Here is a 15,936-nt window from a genome sequence, read left to right as displayed (position 1 = left end):
CAGTGTCGTATCGGTATATGTATCCTTGGCCGCAGCCGTTGGCCCGCGCCCCGCGGCGGTGACCTGAGTTGCGGTCACTTCGCCGTCGGGTTCCGGACCGGAAGACGTCGCCTCGTAGTTGCCGTTGCGATCGGCCTTGACCACGACCGTCTCGCCCGAGGGCATGGTCACGGTCACGGTGGCGCCCGGCTCGGCCACGCCGGTCACCGTCAGCGTACCGTCATCGTTGCCCTCACCGGCCACGATGGTGGGCGGGGACGGCTCAAGGATGTCTTCGGCCGGCGCGGACGTGCGGCCATCGGGGGCGACCTGCGACGCAGTCACTTCACCCGAAGGCTGGGGCGTTGTCGAGGTCGCCTCGTAGTTTCCGTTGCTGTCCGCCGTGACAACGACCTTTTCACCATTGGGGAAAGTCACGGTCACGGTGGCATTCGGGGCAGCCACACCGCCGACGGTCAAGGTGCCATCGTCATTGACAAGCTGGTAGGCCAGCGTGACGGGCGGCAGTTCCTCGAGGGGCGCCGCATCCGAGCCACCAGCCAGCAGCGCAAGAAGACCGAGACCGGAAATCAGGCCAATATTTCCGATCGCAAGGGCACCGCAGTCTTCGAAATTGATCGGGGGGAGGCCATCGACCTGCGCAAAGTAACCGACCAGTCGGATAAATTCGCCGGACTCGAGGACGAGGACAAGATCATCACCCTCGCGCACGCCTGTTTTGACCTCGCTCAGGTCCATGCAGAGTTCGATAAAGTCGATCTGCTCGGCAACAACAATATTACCGGTCGCGTCGTGCGGGATCCGCAAAATCTCTTCTTCGGTCAAACCCGCGGGACGAGCACTTGCAGCATACCAGTTATTGGTCATCATTTTTACCCTTAAACTCTTGCAGGCCAGGTCAGCGGCCAAGTTTGATCAACAGCCAAGCAAAAACCCGGCTCCCCTGCTGACTCTATCGCCACCACAAAAATGCAAGTAAAGAAAAAATTCACCCCAACAGGCCACGAAGCCGCGAATTGAGTCGAAATAGTTACAGACCTATCCATTCGGATAGGAGCGCCGCGCGAAATGGGACAGGACTATGGCCGCAAAGTGAGAAAAACAGCCATATATGACCGTTTTCGCCCAGATTTCGCCACATTTTGACGGGCAAACTACCACGGCAGTGGCGATGCGAATCTATCGGCATCGCGCAGTGTGAAGCCGGATCAAAATCACCGACAGAACATGCCCGGTAAATTGCGCAATGAAAAACCCGGGAATTCCACAATAAAATCAAGGTTATTCAATTCCAATTCATGGCGGTCAGAATACCTCCCCCGCAATCTAAACCCTGAGTTGCGTGGCACGTCTGGGCATGGACGCGGCAGATCAGAAACCTGCCAAATGCGATCGTAGCGCAGGCAACGCTCAGGTCGTCTGCCCCCACCCCGACGGCAGGCGACAGATCAAGGTCTGGCGGGTCGTGCCAAGACCTGCGGCGCGGCACGAAACTCCTCTTGAAACAACGAGGCGCGTTGATGCGCACCAGGATGGCCAGGCCAATTTCATGCACGACAAGGCCAAGTCTTCACCATCAGATGGGGGGCATTGCAGCACGCGCCGAGGCGCGGACAGGCTGTCAATCGTCGTCGTCACCGTCTGACAGGACGCTCTCGGCACCACCCAATGCGCCATAGCGGCGGTCCGCCAACCATTGCAGCCGTTTCGCCTGCGTCAGCAGAACACGGCGCAGACCGCCCTGCACCTTGCGTTCGGAAATGACCTGCGCCAACCGCGACAGGATCAGGGCGCGGCGCGCGATACGAAAATCAGGGTGCGACCGGATGCGATGCACCGCATCAGAGACAAGTAGACCACGAAATGACGCAGGTTTGGTCACGCTGAAAGTGGGCGGCGGCGGGTCTTTTTCATTGAGAACCGCGCCAAAGACGCTTTCGGCGATGGCCTGCTGGTAGACAAGGTTTTCAAGCGCATCCAGATGCGCCCGCGCGGCGGTGTCCCCTGCCCCGGTTTTCTGGAACTGCGGCAAGGGCCAGACCTCGACCGCATAGACCTCGAAGGGGTCCAGCACCGACATTGCAACCGCATCGGTGCGCTGGTTGGTCAGATGACGGCGGATGCGGGTGCTGACCTTTTCCTTGGTCTGACCCACGTAGATCGGTTCACCGTCATAGTCGTAAAATGCATAGACCCCCCATTTGAAACTGCCGATCGACCGTAACCGATCGGTCACGGGGTCCTGGAATCCCTGCGACAGAAAAGTGGCGAGGTTCTTGCGCAGATCCTCGGTTTCAAAGGGTGGATAGTTGGTGTCATCGGGGTTGCGCCCCATCATGACGCCGTCAAACAGGCTCATGCCACCAGCGCCAACCGGTTCGCCCGCAGGACTGGCGTGAACAGGGACTGGGCCAGATGACGGACCACAGGCACCGCAACGCCGTCACCCGCCAGCCGATAGGCGTCGTTGTAACGTGCGGGCAGGATGTAATCGGCAGGCAGCCCCATCAGCGCCGCAGCCTCGCGGGTGGACAACAGGCGCGACCGGACGTGCGCCCCCTGCACCAGCATGATGGTCTGGCGGCTGGACCCGCCCGCGGGGGTCCGCAGACAGCCTGCGATCTGGTCGAACCGCACCTCTGCCCGCTGACGTTTCACGCCGTCCGCATCGGCGCGCGTGCGCCGGTAGATCGTGCCGACGATCCGTTCGCCCGTTGCCTGTGCCGCTGACACCTTGGCCCTGTTGTGGTCGGTCATCATGTCCAGCAGTTTCTGCGTTTCCGCGGCAGAGTGCCAAGCCACGCCGGTCGGCTGATCCTCGATCAGGTCCGACAGGGCGATGGTGCGCGCGGGCGGCGTCGGCAGGTTCCACCATTGCCAGCGCCCCGCGGCTGCCTGCGACAGCAGACGGCATCCCTCGACCAACGCGGGCGGATGCCACAGCGTGCTTGGCCCCGTGCTGAGCAGTGCATCGGGGATCGTCAGATCACCGCGCACGCCGACCATGAAAAACCGGGGGCGCGACTGCGGCAGGAAATGCACCGCATCCACGACCACAGCACCAAACCGATAGCCCAGCCCGGAAAACGCCGCCGCCAGCGTCGCAAAATCGCGGCCGCCGTTGCTGGTGATCGCACCATAGACGTTTTCCAGCGCGATCATCCGGGGCCCGCGCCCATCCGCGTGCAGATCGCGCATCAACTGCCAGAACGGTCGGAACATCCCGCTGCGTTTGCCCGCAAGTCCCGCACCATTGCCCGCCAGCGACAAATCCTGACAGGGAAAGGACGCCCAGACCAGATCCGCAGCGCCCGGCAGATCGTCCAGCGTCACCTGTGCCACATCACGCAGCAACAGCGCATCACCCGCATGGTTGGCACGGTAGCTGGCAGCCTTTTTCGCATCGATGTCATTGGCGAACAGGCAGCGCCAATCGGACCCCAAACCGAATCCCGCCATGCCGCCACCGGCAAAGAAATCGTAATAGCTGTGCTGCATCGTTCCTCCGGGCTCTTGCACCCAATATGGCAGCGGTCCCGGCCATATCCAACATCAACCGCATACATCAGGAACGAAAACGGAACAACAGGGCTCTGCCACGATTGGCCCGCGTGTTTGGGTGGACCGGCCTGCCCGCGTTGGATAAAGCAATCTCAACGCAGAACAGCAAGGAAGATCCCGATGGACAACCCCGATATCGTTTACACCAAGGTCGACGAAGCCCCAGAACTGGCCTCGGCATCCTTTTTGCCGATCATCCAGCGGTTCGCGGCAGAGGCAGGCGTCACCGTCGGCACGCGCGATATCTCGCTGGCCGGACGCATCATCGCGACATTCCCCGAACATCTGACCGAGGCCCAGCGTCAGTCCGACGACCTGGCCTTTCTGGGCGAGCTGGTCAAAACGCCGGGTGCCAACGTCATCAAACTGCCCAACGTGTCGGCCTCTGTCCCGCAGTTGGTCGCCGCCGTCAAGGAATTGCAGGCGCAAGGCTACGCGCTGCCCGACTACCCTGAATCCCCTGCCAACGACGCCGAAAAGGCGATCCGTGCGAAATACGACACGATCAAGGGCTCTGCCGTGAACCCGGTCCTGCGCGAGGGCAATTCTGACCGCCGCGCGGCGGTCGCCGTGAAGAACTATGCGCAGGCCAACCCGCACCGCATGGGCGCATGGTCCGCCGACAGCAAAACCACCGTGTCCACGATGGACGCCAACGATTTCCGGTCCAACGAAAAATCCGCGACGCTGGCGCAGGCCGCCACCGCCCGGATTGAACACGTCGCCCTGGACGGCACGGTGACGGTCCTCAAGGACGCGGTCAGCTACCCCGCAGGCACCGTCGTCGATGCGACATTCATGTCGGCACGTGCGCTGGGGGCCTTCCTGCTCGAACAGATCGCCGCGACCAAGGAGGCCGGCACGCTGTTTTCGATCCACCTCAAGGCCACCATGATGAAGGTGTCCGACCCGATCATTTTCGGTCACGCGGTCAAGGCGTTCCTGAAACCCGTGTTCGACACATACGCCGACGACCTGGCGGCCATGGGTGTGAACCCGAATTCCGGTCTGGGCGGTGTTCTGTCCACGATCGCAACCTCGCCCAAGGGGGCCGAAATCCAAGCCGCCATCGACGCGGTCATGGACGACCAGCCCCCCATGTACATGGTGAATTCCGACAAGGGGATCACGAATCTGCATGTGCCGTCCGACGTCATCATCGACGCCTCCATGCCCGCGCTGATCCGTGCGGGCGGCAAGGGCTGGGGCCCCGATGGCCAGGAGGCCGACACCAACTGCGTCATCCCCGACAGCTCTTATGCCGCGGTCTATGACGAGGCCGTGAAAAACTGCATCGCCAACGGCGCGCTGGACCCTGCCACCGCGGGCACCGTGCAGAACGTCGGACTGATGGCGCAAAAGGCCGAGGAATACGGCAGCCATCCCACCACGTTCGAAATCCCCGCCGCAGGCACCGTGCGCATGGTGCTGGACAACGGCGATATCCTGCACGAACACGCAGTCGAAGCAGGCGATATCTGGCGCTCTGCCTCGACCCGTCAGGCCCCGATCGAGGATTGGGTCCAGCTGGCCATCGACCGTCAGGCGCTGGAAAACTGTCAGGCCGTGTTCTGGCTGGACGAAAACCGCGCCCACGACGCCGAACTGCTGAAATACGTCCGTCCCCTGCTGGACAAGGCCGGTGTGGCGGACAAATTCCAGATCCTGGCCCCGCGCGAGGCGACGGCGCTGTCCTTCGACACCATCCGCAAGGGCGAGAATTCCATCGCCGTGACCGGAAACGTGCTGCGGGACTATCTGACCGACCTGTTCCCGATCCTCGAGCTGGGCACATCCGCCAAAATGCTGTCCATCGTCAAACTGATGCAGGGTGGCGGCCTGTTCGAGACCGGTGCCGGTGGTTCAGCACCCAAGCACGTCCAGCAGCTGGTCGAGGAAAACCACCTGCGCTGGGACAGCCTGGGTGAATTCTGCGCCCTTGGCGAAAGCCTGAAATTCCTCGCTCAGGTCAAAAACAACCCCAAAGCCATGGTGCTGGGCCGCGCCGTCGATGCCGCAACCCAGGGCATTCTGGACCACGACAAATCGCCAGGCCGCAAGGTCGGCCAGCCCGACAACCGCGACAGCCACTACTACTTTGCGCTGTATTGGGCGCAGGGGCTGGCGGCACAGACAGACGACGTGGAACTGGCCGCCACCTTTGCCCCCATCGCGCAGGCGCTGGCGGATGCCGAGGCACAGATCACCGCTGATCTCGCCGCAGCCCAGGGACAGCCCGCCGACATCGGCGGCTACTACCACACCGATCCGGCCAAGACCGCGGCCGTCATGCGTCCCTCTGCGGCGCTGAACGCGATCATCGGCTGATACGACAGGCCCCGCCGGCATCATCCGGCGGGGCCTATCACGTGCGTGCGCGGAACCATTGCCTCACGCGACCGTTATCCTCGCAAGAGGGAGGCCGCGATCATGGACCGGACTGACAGAGACCACGACGCCAGCGGCCAGATCGTCGCCCGTGAACGCCCGGAACTGCTAATGGTCTGCGGGTGTGTCGGCCTTATTGGCAGCATCCTCCCCCTCTTTACCATCGTCTGGGCGGACATCGCGGCTGGCGATCACGATTTCATCGCAGATTCCATTTCCGATCTCGCGCGCGGGCCGGACCGTTTCATCATGGATTTCGGGTTCTATGCCGCCGCGGCGGGCCTGATGGCGCTGGCCATCGGTGCGGCCCACGCCCACCTGGGGCGGACCGGTTGGTCACTGGGCATCCTTGCCCTGTCACTGGCAGCACTGGTCGTGGTCATGCTGGGACTATGGGATGCCTTTGGCCGCACCGCCGAGGGTGACGGCATGGCCGTGCACACCCAGCTCAGCTTCATACTGGCGCCGCTTTTTCTGGTGGGGCCGCTGTTCATGGCGACAGCCATTGGTGAGCAGCATCGCAGCCTGCGGTGGTCTTTCGTCGCGGCCGGGCTCGTCTGGTTCGTCTTTGCAGCAGCGTTCAAACTGACCCCGGACAGCATCGACGGGATCTTTGAAAAAATCGCATTCGCCGGCACGTATCTCTGGACCCTGCCACTGGCCACGGTTCTGTTTCGACGCGGCTACGACCGCAGTCACCGCTTGGCCGAAACCTGATCCCGCAGCGCCCGAGGCAAACGGGTCGGTTTGCCGTCCAGCGTCATGCAGACCGCCGTGACCTCGGCGCGAAACAGCAGATCGTCGCCGCGCCGCACCTCCTGGTCGAACACCCAGCGGACAGGGCTTTGCGCGTGATGCGTTGTCACAACCGTCAGACGGTCATCGAGCCGCGCCGGGCTGACGTAGTCCGCCACCACGCGGGTGACCACGAACACGATCCCCGCATCGCGCATCGCGATCTGGTTCATGCCCAAATCCTCGACCATCTCGGACCGCGCACGCTCGATGTATTTGAGGTAGTTGGCGTAATAGACGATGCCGCCCATATCGGTGTCTTCGTAATAGACGCGGACAGGTAACTGATGGGTCATTGCATCTTTCCCACCCGTGCCGCCAACCGCAGCGCATGCGCCGGATCATGGGCCACCACGGGCATCACCGGATCATAGGCCGCCCGGATCACCTGTGCCACCTCGGGCCGGATCACCGCCGCACCGTCCAGAATGGCCAATGGCGACGCATCCATGAACGCGGTGTCCGACCACAACAGGATCGTCTGCACCGCCTGGCTCAGCGCCAGCGTATCCGCGGGCACCGCCTCCAGATGCTGGTCCATCCGCAGAAAAACAAAGGTCGCCTTGACCGCACCGTCAGGATCGAACCGGAAAATCCGGTACTGATTGGCCCCCGCCGCCTGCAACCGCGCGATTAGGGCATCCAGTTCCGGCACCAGACGGTCCAGATGCGGCACCTCCGACAACTCGTGCCAGTCGCGGCAGAAAAATACCATCAGGTTCGCGCCGAGCTCGCCGTCCGTTTCCGCCATCTTGTGACCGGCCAAAGCCACGATCGCCTCGAACGCCCCCTTGAACACCGACAGGGTCGCATCATCGACACCGAACACGACCGGCACGATGGGTCGCCCCCAGCGCGCGCACAGATAGGTCCCGTCGCTGCGCGTAAAATAGCCAGCCAGATCGTTCATCGCACGCCTCGTATCATCTTGCCAAAAATACTCCCGCCGGAGGCACCCACCCGTTCAACCGAACAAATCCACCTGCCCCTTGGGCGCGTCCAGACCAAGGTGCCGCCACGCCGCCTGCGCCAGCATCCGCCCACGCGGGGTGCGCTGGATCAGACCCTGCTGCAACAGGTAGGGTTCGATCACATCCTCCAGGCTGTCGCGGCTTTCCGACAGGGCCGCCGAGAGTGTCTCTACACCCACCGGCCCGCCGCCATAGCTTTCGGCGATCAGCCGCAGGTAACGACGGTCGGCGTTGTCCAATCCCAGATCATCGACACCCATGCGGGTCAGCGCACGATCCGCGATCCCCTTTTCGACCGTCCCGTCGCCTTCGACCAGGGCAAAATCCACGACCCGGCGCAGCAGCCGTCCCGCGATCCGGGGTGTGCCGCGCGCACGGCGCGCGATCTCGCGGGCACCATCCGGCGTTGCAGGTGCGCCCATCAGGCGCGCGCCGCGGGTGACGATCTCGTCCAATTCCGCGACCGAATAGAATTCCAGCCGCACCGGAATGCCGAACCGGTCCCGCAGCGGTGTCGTCAGCAGGCCCATGCGCGTGGTCGCCCCGACCAGCGTAAAGGGCTGCAGATCAATCCGCACGGTCCGCGCGGCAGGCCCCTCGCCGATCACCAGATCCAGAGCGAAATCTTCCAGCGCCGGATAGAGCACCTCTTCCACAGCGGGGTTCAGGCGGTGAATTTCGTCGATGAACAGCACGTCCTTGGGTTCGAGGTTCGTCAGGATCGCCGCCAGATCACCCGCCTTGGCCAGCACCGGGCCAGAGGTCATGCGGAATCCCACCCCCAGCTCGCGCGCCATGATCTGCGCCAGCGTCGTCTTGCCCAACCCCGGCGGGCCGTGAAACAGCACGTGGTCCATCGCCTCGCCGCGCATCCGCGCGCTCTCGATAAAGACCTTGAGGTTCGACCGCGCCTCGGCCTGACCGATAAAGGCATCCAGCGTCTGCGGGCGCAGTGCACGGTCGCCGTCTTCGGGCAGCGGTTCTGGCCGCATGAGTGGGTCAGGAGTATCCATGCCCTACCCCTATCCCTTTGGGGCCAACAGCTTCAAGGCGGCGCGGATCACCTCGCCGGTCGGCATGTCCGGTGTGATGACCTCCATGACCGCACCTGCCGCGTCGCCGGGCGCATAGCCCAGGTTGACCAAGGCCGACAGCGCCTCGGCTTGTGCAGGGTTCTGGCGCGGTGCGCTTGGCGTTTTGCGCCTCGCGGCGGGTGCGTCCGCCTCGATCACGGTGTCATCATCCGGCACGGCCGCTGCACCGCCTCCCATTGCCATGACGGCGGGGGCCTTGTCCTTTAATTCGTTGGCGACGCGCTGCGCGGTCTTGGGCCCCACGCCCTTGGCCTTGGCCAGCGCGTTCCAGTCGCCCAGTGCGATGGCCTTGCTGACGCCCTCTGCGCCCAGGGCCCCCAGGATCGACAGCGACGCCTTGGCCCCGATCCCCTGCACCGACGTCAACAGCCGGTGCCATTCCTTTTCCACCAAGGTGGTGAACCCAAAAAGTTGCAAAATATCCTCGCGCACCAGCAGGTCGGTATACAGCGCCACCGCCTCGCCGTTGCCGGGCAGGCTTGCCATCACCCGGTCGCTGACATAGACCACATAGCCCACGCCGCGCACGTCGATCAGCACGTGATCCGTCCCCCGATAGTCGATCCGGCCCGAGATTTTACCGATCATGATGCCGCCTTTGCGATGGCGCGGGACAGATGGCCCGCCGATTGCAGATGATGCGCATGGGTGATCGCGATGGCCAGCGCATCCGCCGCATCAGGCCCGGCCAATTGCACGCCGGGCAGTTGCAATCGCACCATGTGGTCGATCTGCGCCTTGGCCGCGTGACCCACACCGACGACGGCCTTTTTCACGGCATTGGGCGCATATTCCCCCGCCTTGATCCCGGCCTGTGCGACGACCAGCAGTGCGATCCCCCGCGCCTGCCCCAGTTTCAGGGTACCGACCGCGTCCTTGTTCACGAACGTCTGTTCGATCGCGGCCTGATCGGGGGCGTAATCCGCAATCACCTGCGTCAGCGCCAGATGCAGCGCCAGCAGACGGTCTGCCAGATCGGTGCCGGTGCCGTGACAGACCCCGTTGGCCACATGCGTGATGCGACTGCCGGCGACATCGACGATGCCCCAGCCCATGTTCCGCAACCCCGGATCGACGCCCAAAACCCGCATGCCCACGCCCCCTTTTGTTTTCTTTGGCCACAGGGCTAGCACAAAGCGGGAACAAACACCAAGCAAGATCAGCGCCGCAGCGGCGCGCCCCAGCCTGCGCCGCCGCGAGCACCAGGCGTTTTTTGCATATGGGCCATGCGAAAATCGGGGGTTCTGATTCATACACCGCCCAATTACGTGGCAATCATGATATTCACCGCTGCCCACGCGTGCAGCGCAAAAACCCCACAGGACGATCCAATGGCCGTAATTTCAAACTCCCGCACCTTTAACCTGCCGCGATCACTGCGCTTTGTCGGCACGATGTTTTCCGCAATCGCTGCATGGAATGACGCCCGCGTTACCCGCAAGGCCCTGTCGGGCCTGACCGCAAGAGAGCTGGATGACCTGGGCCTGACCCGCGCCGACATCGACGCCGTTGCCCGCGGCACCTACCGCTAAGCGGACATAAAAACGACGCGACCATGCCCGACACGGTCGCGTCACATCTTGCTGGCGGGCAGGCTCTTTTGCTTCAGTGCCGGGACGGTGCCCAGAATCCGGCAATCGCACCAGACACGGGATCGGGCTGCATCACCCACGCCGCGACCCGTTCCAGCCGAACACCCTCGTTCAACTGCTCCAACCGCGCGGCATAGTCAGCCTCGCTCATGATTCCCATGACGAATGCCTTCATGCTGAAACAGCATACAAGGATGATCATCACACCGCGCCACGGGAACGCAGGGCGATACCCGATGGGTTGCGCGACAATCAGATTGTTGTCGTCGATCGTAAACGTCTTGCCGTGGCTCAACCGGCGACGGCTGGTGTATATAACGCCTTGGCTGCGGCCAAGGCCGCCTTTTGACATACTCATTGCACTAATCCCCAGATCCCCACCCGGTCGCGGACACCTTAGCCCCCGCGCCATGAAACGGGCAAGAGAAACGCCCAAATAAGCCGTTTTTCCGCCTTATTTGCAGAGCGTTATCGTCGTCCAGTCACCAATGCTGTCCCTTTGCACCTCATTGTATCCAGAGCCGACATAAACGGCCGCGACACTGTCGGCCTGTTCATTCAGGATTCCTGACAATATGGCATAGCCACCCGGCGCAGTCGCGCGGAACATCGCAGGGGCCATCGCCACCAACGGGCCCTTCAGGATGTTGGCAAAGACCAGATCGAACGGGGCTGCCTCATCCAGCGCTGGCGCATCGAAACCAGCGGCAACAATGCTGTCGATACGTCCTTTCAGACCGTTTGCGACCGTGTTGGCGATGCTCACTTCGACGGCAGTCGGGTCAATATCCGTGGCGATCACCCGGTTGGGGCTGATGTGGGCCGCAGCCATCGCCAGCACGGCCGTGCCCGCGCCGATATCTACCGCATTCTGCGGCACAAAACCCTGGTCGACCAATCTGTCAAAGGCCAGCAGACACCCCAGCGTCGTGCCATGATGCCCGGTGCCGAATGCCATCGCCGCCTCGATCAGCAGCGCGATCTTGTCATCGGGCACCTTGTCCGCATCGTGGCTACCATAGACGAAAAAACGGCCAGCCGCGACGGGCGGCAGATCGCGGCGCACCTTGGCCACCCAATCCTCGTCCGGCACTTCAGAGATGTTGAAATCCGCAGCCCCCGCAATTTTGGCCAGCACAGCCAGTTGCACCGCGTCCGGCGGGTCGGTGAAATAGGCGGCCACCTCGAACAGGCCCGATCCATCCTCGACCTCGAACACACCGATGCCTGTAGCCTCGGGGTCAAGGTGTTCCAGCCGTTCGGCCAGATCTTCGGCCGGCGCGCGGCCGTTTGTGGTGGTCAATGCGGTCCAGGTTGTCATCGCGGGTCTCCTTTGCGGTATCGCTAGCGCGGTTGGCCACGGATCGCCAGTGTCTGAACGTCAGATCCAGCCAGAAGGCCGTGCGATCGCCACGCCCGATGCAAAAACACCGGATGCCGCAGCACCCGGTGTTCAGCCGTTTCGCCATTGAGATCAGTGTCAGGCCGCAGTGCCAATCGGGCAGGTCACCCCGGTGCCGCCGATCCCGCAATAGCCGTTCGGGTTCTTGGACAGATACTGCTGGTGGTAACCTTCGGCAAAATAGAATTCCGGCATATCCACGATCTCGGTCGTGATCTGGCCATAGCCTGCCTGCGTCAGACGCGGCTGGAAATCCGCCTTGGTCCGTTCTGCCGCGGCACGCTGATCGGCATTCGCAACATAAATGCCGGACCGGTATTGCGTGCCAGCATCGTTGCCCTGACGCATGCCCTGGGTCGGATCATGACCTTCCCAGAATACCTGCAACAGATCCTCATAGCTGATCTTGCCGGGGTCGTAGACCACGCGCACGACCTCGTTGTGGCCGGTCTTGCCACTGCACACCTCTTCGTAGGTGGCATTCGGGGTATAGCCCCCGGCATAGCCGACAGAGGTGGAATAGACGCCGTCCAGTTTCCAGAACATGCGCTCCACTCCCCAGAAACACCCCATGCCGAACACGGCGATGTCCATGCCGGCGGGCACATCCTTGATGTCGGTGCCCAGCACGTGATGGGTCGTTTCTGTCGGGATCGGCTGATCGCGCCCCGGCAGGGCGTTTTCGGGGCTGACCATTTCGGACTTGGCGCGGGACATGAAAAACATGTGTGAATCTCCTGTTTGGGATACCCTGAATATAGGGACGATCGTCATCTTTTCCAGATGCGTCAGCCCGCCTGCGGCGCAGCAAAACCCACCAGCCGCGTCTCGTGTCCCGGCACCGGATGGCGCGGGATCAGTAGCGCCAGACAGACCGATACGCCCGCCATACCCGCTGCCAGACCGAACACCGCACCCGGCGACACCAGCCACAAAAGCCCCAGCAGCACCGGCAGGAACACGGCCGCGATATGATTGATCGTGAACGCCACAGCCGCCGTCGGCGCGATATCCGCAGGGTCCGCGATTTTCTGGAAATAGGTCTTCAACGCCAGCGCCAACCCGAAAAAGATGTGGTCGATGACATAGAGAGACGCCGCCACAGCCACGCCCCAGCCAAAGAAATAGACCCCGCCATAGGCCAGGAACACGCAGACAAGGCCAATGTATTCGAACAACAGCGCGCGCTGTTCACCGAACACCGCCACGATCCGCCCCAACAGCGGTGCGATCAGCATGTTGACCACCAGCGTGATCAGAAACAGCGACGTGACATGATGCACGTCGAACCCGAACCGTTCGACCATCATGAATCCTGCAAAGACGACAAAGATCTGCCGCCGCGCACCGGCCATGAACTGCAACGCGTAATACAGCCAGTAGCGTTTGCGCAGGACAAAGGTTTTCAGCTGCGGATGCGGGGCCTCGAACTGCGGATAGGCAAACAGCGCGAACACCGCGACCGCCGCACAGAACCCACCCGACACCAGGTATACGAAATTGTAAGACAGCCCCAGCGTCTGCCAGGTCATCACGATCGCCACATAGGCCACCAGCGTCGCCCCCGACCCCGCCGCCATGATCCAGCCCAGCATCTGCGGCGCACGCGCCTTGTCGATCCATTGCAGTTGCAGCGACTGGTTCACCGTCTCAAAGTAATGAAACCCGATGCTGGACAGCATCGTGATCGTCAGGATGCCGCCCATCTGCGGGAACCAGGCCGTGACCGCCGTCGACACCCCCAGCAACAGCAAGGCAACCAGACCCAACACCTGTTCGCGCATCACCATGATCAGCGCGATCACACCAATGGCGAAAAATCCCGGTATTTCACGCACCGTATGCAGCAGCCCGATATCCGCGCCGTCAAAGCCCGCCACCTCGACCACGAAATTGTTCAGCAGCGCCGACCATGTCGAAAACGCGACCGGCATGGCCATGGCCATCAGGAACAAGAGGAAAAAGGGCCTGCGCCAGAACGGCAACGTGCGGGCATCGGTCAGTTTGACAATACGCATGCCGCAGATCTAACCCCGCCCGAACGGATTGGCGAGAGGGATCAACCCGCGTGATGCACCGCCAGCAAATCCGCCAGATCGGGATGCGGAAACTTGCGCGGCAGCGTCACGGCGAAAAAAGGCTCGATGATGCCAAGGTCGAATGGCGCGGTCATCAGCGTGCCGCCCGCGATTTCGTCCGCCACGACGACCGATGGGGCAACGGCGACACCCACGCCTTCGCGCGCCAGCAGGCGCACCATGGCCATGTCGTCCACCAGTGCGGCGATCTGCGGCGTGACCCCCAGACGCGCGCACAGGTTTTCGAAACCCGCACGGATCACGCTTTCTGTGGGCAGGATCATGGGCGCATGCGCCAGCAGGCCGGCCAACGACCCATGATCCATCCACGCAGGCTGGCCATGCAGCAACACAGGTTGTTCGGCGATACGCTGTGCTGCAAATCCCGCTGCACTTGGCACCTGGGTGGTCAACACCACGTCCAGCGCCAACCCCGCAAGATCATCCAGCAAGCTGCCCTGACCACCTGATTTCAGGGTGAAGGATCGTCCGGCATCCCCCAGTAGCGGGGCCAGGAATTGCAGCTGGAAATTGCGCGACAACGTGGATTGCGCCCCTACCCGCAGCGGTGGGCGCGCATCACTGGTCTGGCGCAGAACCGCCAGCAGTTCATCCCCCGCGCCAAAGATCCGGTCGGCGTGGTCCAACGCGATGCGCCCTGCCTCGGTCAGCACAAGGCTGCGCCCCACCCGGTCGAACAGGGCCAGCCCCAAACGGTCCTCCAGCTGCCTGATCTGCGATGACAGCGCCGATTGCGCCACATTCAGACGGTCCGCAGCCTGCCCCAGATGCCCCGTGACAGCGACCTCACGGAAATATCGCAGATGATGATAGTTCAAACGCTCCATTGTTCTTTTATACAGAACGAATAGGTCGAAAATCTATATTTTTATTTATCGTTTCAGCGCCGTAATCCCCCCCCACAGCCAAACAAGGAGAGCGCCATGGACACCATCATCATGATCGGCACGACGATCCTCGACCAGTTCCAGCAACCGACCCTTTCGTTTCTGATCGCGGGCATGATGCTCGCGGCGCTCGGCAGCCGCTTTGAAATCCCCGAACCGGTGTACAAGTTCATCGTGATCTTGCTGCTGCTCAAGGTCGGGATGGGTGCGGGCATCTCGATCCGCAGCGCAAACCTGGTTGACCTGATCGTGCCTGCCCTCGGGGCTGCGGCGGTCGGCATCGTCATCGTGCTGATCGGCAGCGTCACGCTGGCGCGTCACCGGGGGGTATCGCAGGTCGACGGGCTGGCAACAGCAGGGCTGTTCGGGGCCGTCTCAGCCTCGACGCTGGCGGCGGGCATGGCGGTCCTCGACGACAACGGCATAGCCTACGAAGGCTTCATCGGGGCGCTCTATCCGTTCATGGATATCGCAGCCCTCGTGACCGCGATCACCATGGCGAAACTCGCGGCCGCAAGGCGGGCTGTCACCGTCAGCGGCGGGGCAGGTGTGATCGCGGGCGGACCAACCGCCAAGCCGGGCAACGCAGGCACCAACAGCGGCATGGTTCGCGACATCCTCGTCGATACCTTTCAAAGCCCCGCCATCTCGGCCTTGATCGCGGGCCTTGTCCTGGGGGCATTTGCACAGCCTGAAACCGTCTATCACAGCTTTTACGAACCTCTGTTCAAGGGTCTCTTGTCGATCCTGATGCTCATCATGGGGATGGAGGCCTGGTCGCGGCTGTCGGAACTGCGCAAGGTCGCCCATACCTATATCCTCTATGGTGTGACCGCCCCCTTCATTCACGGCCTCATCGGGTTCGGGGTTGGCCTTGTGGCACATGAACTGACAGGCTTCAGTGCAGGCGGCGTGGTGCTGCTGTCGGTCATGGCAGCGTCCAGTTCGGACATCTCCGGCCCGCCCACGATCCGGGCCGCCCTGCCAGAGGCGAACGCATCAGCCTACCTCGGCACGTCGACCGGGCTGGGGACACCCGTCGCAATCCTCAGCATTCCGCTGTTTGTCGCCCTGGCCGAGGCGCTGATCTGAGACGGGCTGGCGGGCGGGGCGCCTTTGCCCCGCCCGCGGGGCGAACAGCGGCGAC

General features: G+C 62.7%; 17 protein-coding genes. 4 read left to right on the top strand and 13 right to left on the bottom strand.

The features are described 5' to 3' along the window. The 3 genes from AN189_RS19475 to AN189_RS07140 form a co-directional block, all read right to left on the bottom strand. On the bottom strand, positions 1 to 909 hold a 909-nt coding region (locus AN189_RS19475), incomplete at its 3' end, for an Ig-like domain-containing protein (protein WP_253279571.1). Positions 910 to 1,621: 712 nt separating this feature from the next. Continuing rightward, positions 1,622 to 2,359, bottom strand: a complete 738-nt coding sequence (locus AN189_RS07145) for a GIY-YIG nuclease family protein (protein WP_253279570.1) — start codon at positions 2,357 to 2,359, stop codon at positions 1,622 to 1,624. Then, positions 2,356 to 3,498: a DNA cytosine methyltransferase gene (locus AN189_RS07140; RefSeq protein WP_056033173.1), complete on the bottom strand. Its 1,143-nt coding sequence runs from the start codon at positions 3,496 to 3,498 to the stop codon at positions 2,356 to 2,358. The genes AN189_RS07145 and AN189_RS07140 overlap by 4 nt, the downstream gene beginning before the upstream one ends. A gap of 183 nt (positions 3,499 to 3,681) precedes the next feature. On the opposite strand from AN189_RS07140, the gene AN189_RS07135 reads away from it, so the two are divergent. Both AN189_RS07135 and AN189_RS07130 read left to right on the top strand, forming a co-directional pair. Next, positions 3,682 to 5,889: an NADP-dependent isocitrate dehydrogenase gene (locus tag AN189_RS07135; protein ID WP_056033171.1), complete on the top strand. Its 2,208-nt coding sequence runs from the start codon at positions 3,682 to 3,684 to the stop codon at positions 5,887 to 5,889. 102 nt (positions 5,890 to 5,991) lie between these two features. Next, the gene (locus AN189_RS07130; protein WP_056033168.1) at positions 5,992 to 6,666 is read left to right on the top strand and encodes a DUF998 domain-containing protein; all 675 of its coding nucleotides are present in this window, start codon (positions 5,992 to 5,994) and stop codon (positions 6,664 to 6,666) included. On the opposite strand, the gene ybgC is transcribed toward AN189_RS07130, so the two are convergent. From ybgC to ruvC, 5 genes are read right to left on the bottom strand one after another with little or no spacing between them, the layout of a single operon-like run. Beyond that, entirely contained in the window at positions 6,645 to 7,040 is a 396-nt protein-coding gene (gene ybgC / locus AN189_RS07125) for a tol-pal system-associated acyl-CoA thioesterase (RefSeq protein WP_056033165.1), read from the bottom strand. The genes AN189_RS07130 and ybgC overlap by 22 nt on opposite strands. Beyond that, positions 7,037 to 7,654 carry a hypothetical protein gene (locus AN189_RS07120; protein ID WP_056033163.1) on the bottom strand — a complete coding sequence of 206 codons (618 nt, stop codon included), beginning with the start codon at positions 7,652 to 7,654 and terminating at the stop codon, positions 7,037 to 7,039. The genes ybgC and AN189_RS07120 overlap by 4 nt, the downstream gene beginning before the upstream one ends. A gap of 54 nt (positions 7,655 to 7,708) precedes the next feature. Beyond that, on the bottom strand, positions 7,709 to 8,728 hold the full coding sequence (gene ruvB, locus AN189_RS07115) for a Holliday junction branch migration DNA helicase RuvB (protein ID WP_056033160.1): 1,020 nt from the start codon (positions 8,726 to 8,728) through the stop codon (positions 7,709 to 7,711). Positions 8,729 to 8,737: 9 nt separating this feature from the next. Continuing rightward, positions 8,738 to 9,397: a Holliday junction branch migration protein RuvA gene (ruvA, locus tag AN189_RS07110; protein ID WP_056033158.1), complete on the bottom strand. Its 660-nt coding sequence runs from the start codon at positions 9,395 to 9,397 to the stop codon at positions 8,738 to 8,740. Then, complete coding sequence (gene ruvC / locus AN189_RS07105; protein WP_056033328.1) at positions 9,394 to 9,900, bottom strand: crossover junction endodeoxyribonuclease RuvC; 507 nt, start codon at positions 9,898 to 9,900, stop codon at positions 9,394 to 9,396. The genes ruvA and ruvC overlap by 4 nt, the downstream gene beginning before the upstream one ends. Positions 9,901 to 10,140: 240 nt before the next feature. Here ruvC and AN189_RS07100 point away from each other — a divergent pair, with 240 nt between their 5' ends. Then, complete coding sequence (locus tag AN189_RS07100) at positions 10,141 to 10,341, top strand: DUF1127 domain-containing protein (protein WP_056033324.1); 201 nt, start codon at positions 10,141 to 10,143, stop codon at positions 10,339 to 10,341. A gap of 73 nt (positions 10,342 to 10,414) precedes the next feature. Here the strand turns inward: AN189_RS07100 and AN189_RS07095 are convergent, their stop codons facing one another. The 5 genes from AN189_RS07095 to AN189_RS07075 form a co-directional block, all read right to left on the bottom strand. Further along, positions 10,415 to 10,759 carry a hypothetical protein gene (locus tag AN189_RS07095; protein WP_157057408.1) on the bottom strand — a complete coding sequence of 115 codons (345 nt, stop codon included), beginning with the start codon at positions 10,757 to 10,759 and terminating at the stop codon, positions 10,415 to 10,417. A gap of 96 nt (positions 10,760 to 10,855) precedes the next feature. Beyond that, on the bottom strand, positions 10,856 to 11,722 hold the full coding sequence (locus tag AN189_RS07090) for a 50S ribosomal protein L11 methyltransferase (protein WP_056033152.1): 867 nt from the start codon (positions 11,720 to 11,722) through the stop codon (positions 10,856 to 10,858). Between the two features lie 159 nt (positions 11,723 to 11,881). Further along, on the bottom strand, positions 11,882 to 12,529 hold the full coding sequence (gene msrA / locus AN189_RS07085) for a peptide-methionine (S)-S-oxide reductase MsrA (RefSeq protein ID WP_056033149.1): 648 nt from the start codon (positions 12,527 to 12,529) through the stop codon (positions 11,882 to 11,884). A 62-nt stretch (positions 12,530 to 12,591) separates the two neighbouring features. Beyond that, positions 12,592 to 13,821: an MFS transporter gene (locus AN189_RS07080; protein ID WP_056033146.1), complete on the bottom strand. Its 1,230-nt coding sequence runs from the start codon at positions 13,819 to 13,821 to the stop codon at positions 12,592 to 12,594. A gap of 41 nt (positions 13,822 to 13,862) precedes the next feature. Then, positions 13,863 to 14,729, bottom strand: coding sequence for a LysR family transcriptional regulator (locus AN189_RS07075; RefSeq protein WP_056033144.1), 867 nt, complete (start codon positions 14,727 to 14,729; stop codon positions 13,863 to 13,865). Between the two features lie 96 nt (positions 14,730 to 14,825). Here AN189_RS07075 and AN189_RS07070 point away from each other — a divergent pair, with 96 nt between their 5' ends. Further along, on the top strand, positions 14,826 to 15,881 hold the full coding sequence (locus AN189_RS07070) for a sodium-dependent bicarbonate transport family permease (RefSeq protein WP_056033142.1): 1,056 nt from the start codon (positions 14,826 to 14,828) through the stop codon (positions 15,879 to 15,881). Positions 15,882 to 15,936: the final 55 nt, after the last annotated feature.

The sequence above is a fragment of the Loktanella sp. 3ANDIMAR09 genome, from assembly GCF_001420005.1.
Classification (GTDB): Bacteria; Pseudomonadota; Alphaproteobacteria; order Rhodobacterales; family Rhodobacteraceae; genus Loktanella.
This window is presented reverse-complemented; position numbering and strand designations above follow the sequence as displayed.

Excerpts from the sequence above, each read along its gene's own strand:
- AN189_RS07070 (WP_056033142.1), top strand. The coding sequence starts at position 14,826 with ATGGACACCATCATCATGATCGGCACGACGATCCTCGACCAGTTCCAG.
- ybgC (WP_056033165.1), bottom strand. The coding sequence starts at position 7,040 with ATGACCCATCAGTTACCTGTCCGCGTCTATTACGAAGACACCGATATG.
- AN189_RS07075 (WP_056033144.1), bottom strand. The coding sequence starts at position 14,729 with ATGGAGCGTTTGAACTATCATCATCTGCGATATTTCCGTGAGGTCGCT.
- ruvA (WP_056033158.1), bottom strand. The coding sequence starts at position 9,397 with ATGATCGGTAAAATCTCGGGCCGGATCGACTATCGGGGGACGGATCAC.
- AN189_RS07140 (WP_056033173.1), bottom strand. The coding sequence starts at position 3,498 with ATGCAGCACAGCTATTACGATTTCTTTGCCGGTGGCGGCATGGCGGGA.
- msrA (WP_056033149.1), bottom strand. The coding sequence starts at position 12,529 with ATGTTTTTCATGTCCCGCGCCAAGTCCGAAATGGTCAGCCCCGAAAAC.
- ruvC (WP_056033328.1), bottom strand. The coding sequence starts at position 9,900 with ATGCGGGTTTTGGGCGTCGATCCGGGGTTGCGGAACATGGGCTGGGGC.
- AN189_RS07120 (WP_056033163.1), bottom strand. The coding sequence starts at position 7,654 with ATGAACGATCTGGCTGGCTATTTTACGCGCAGCGACGGGACCTATCTG.
- AN189_RS07130 (WP_056033168.1), top strand. The coding sequence starts at position 5,992 with ATGGACCGGACTGACAGAGACCACGACGCCAGCGGCCAGATCGTCGCC.
- AN189_RS07135 (WP_056033171.1), top strand. The coding sequence starts at position 3,682 with ATGGACAACCCCGATATCGTTTACACCAAGGTCGACGAAGCCCCAGAA.
- ruvB (WP_056033160.1), bottom strand. The coding sequence starts at position 8,728 with ATGGATACTCCTGACCCACTCATGCGGCCAGAACCGCTGCCCGAAGAC.
- AN189_RS07095 (WP_157057408.1), bottom strand. The coding sequence starts at position 10,759 with ATGAGTATGTCAAAAGGCGGCCTTGGCCGCAGCCAAGGCGTTATATAC.
- AN189_RS07100 (WP_056033324.1), top strand. The coding sequence starts at position 10,141 with ATGGCCGTAATTTCAAACTCCCGCACCTTTAACCTGCCGCGATCACTG.
- AN189_RS07145 (WP_253279570.1), bottom strand. The coding sequence starts at position 2,359 with ATGAGCCTGTTTGACGGCGTCATGATGGGGCGCAACCCCGATGACACC.
- AN189_RS07080 (WP_056033146.1), bottom strand. The coding sequence starts at position 13,821 with ATGCGTATTGTCAAACTGACCGATGCCCGCACGTTGCCGTTCTGGCGC.
- AN189_RS07090 (WP_056033152.1), bottom strand. The coding sequence starts at position 11,722 with ATGACAACCTGGACCGCATTGACCACCACAAACGGCCGCGCGCCGGCC.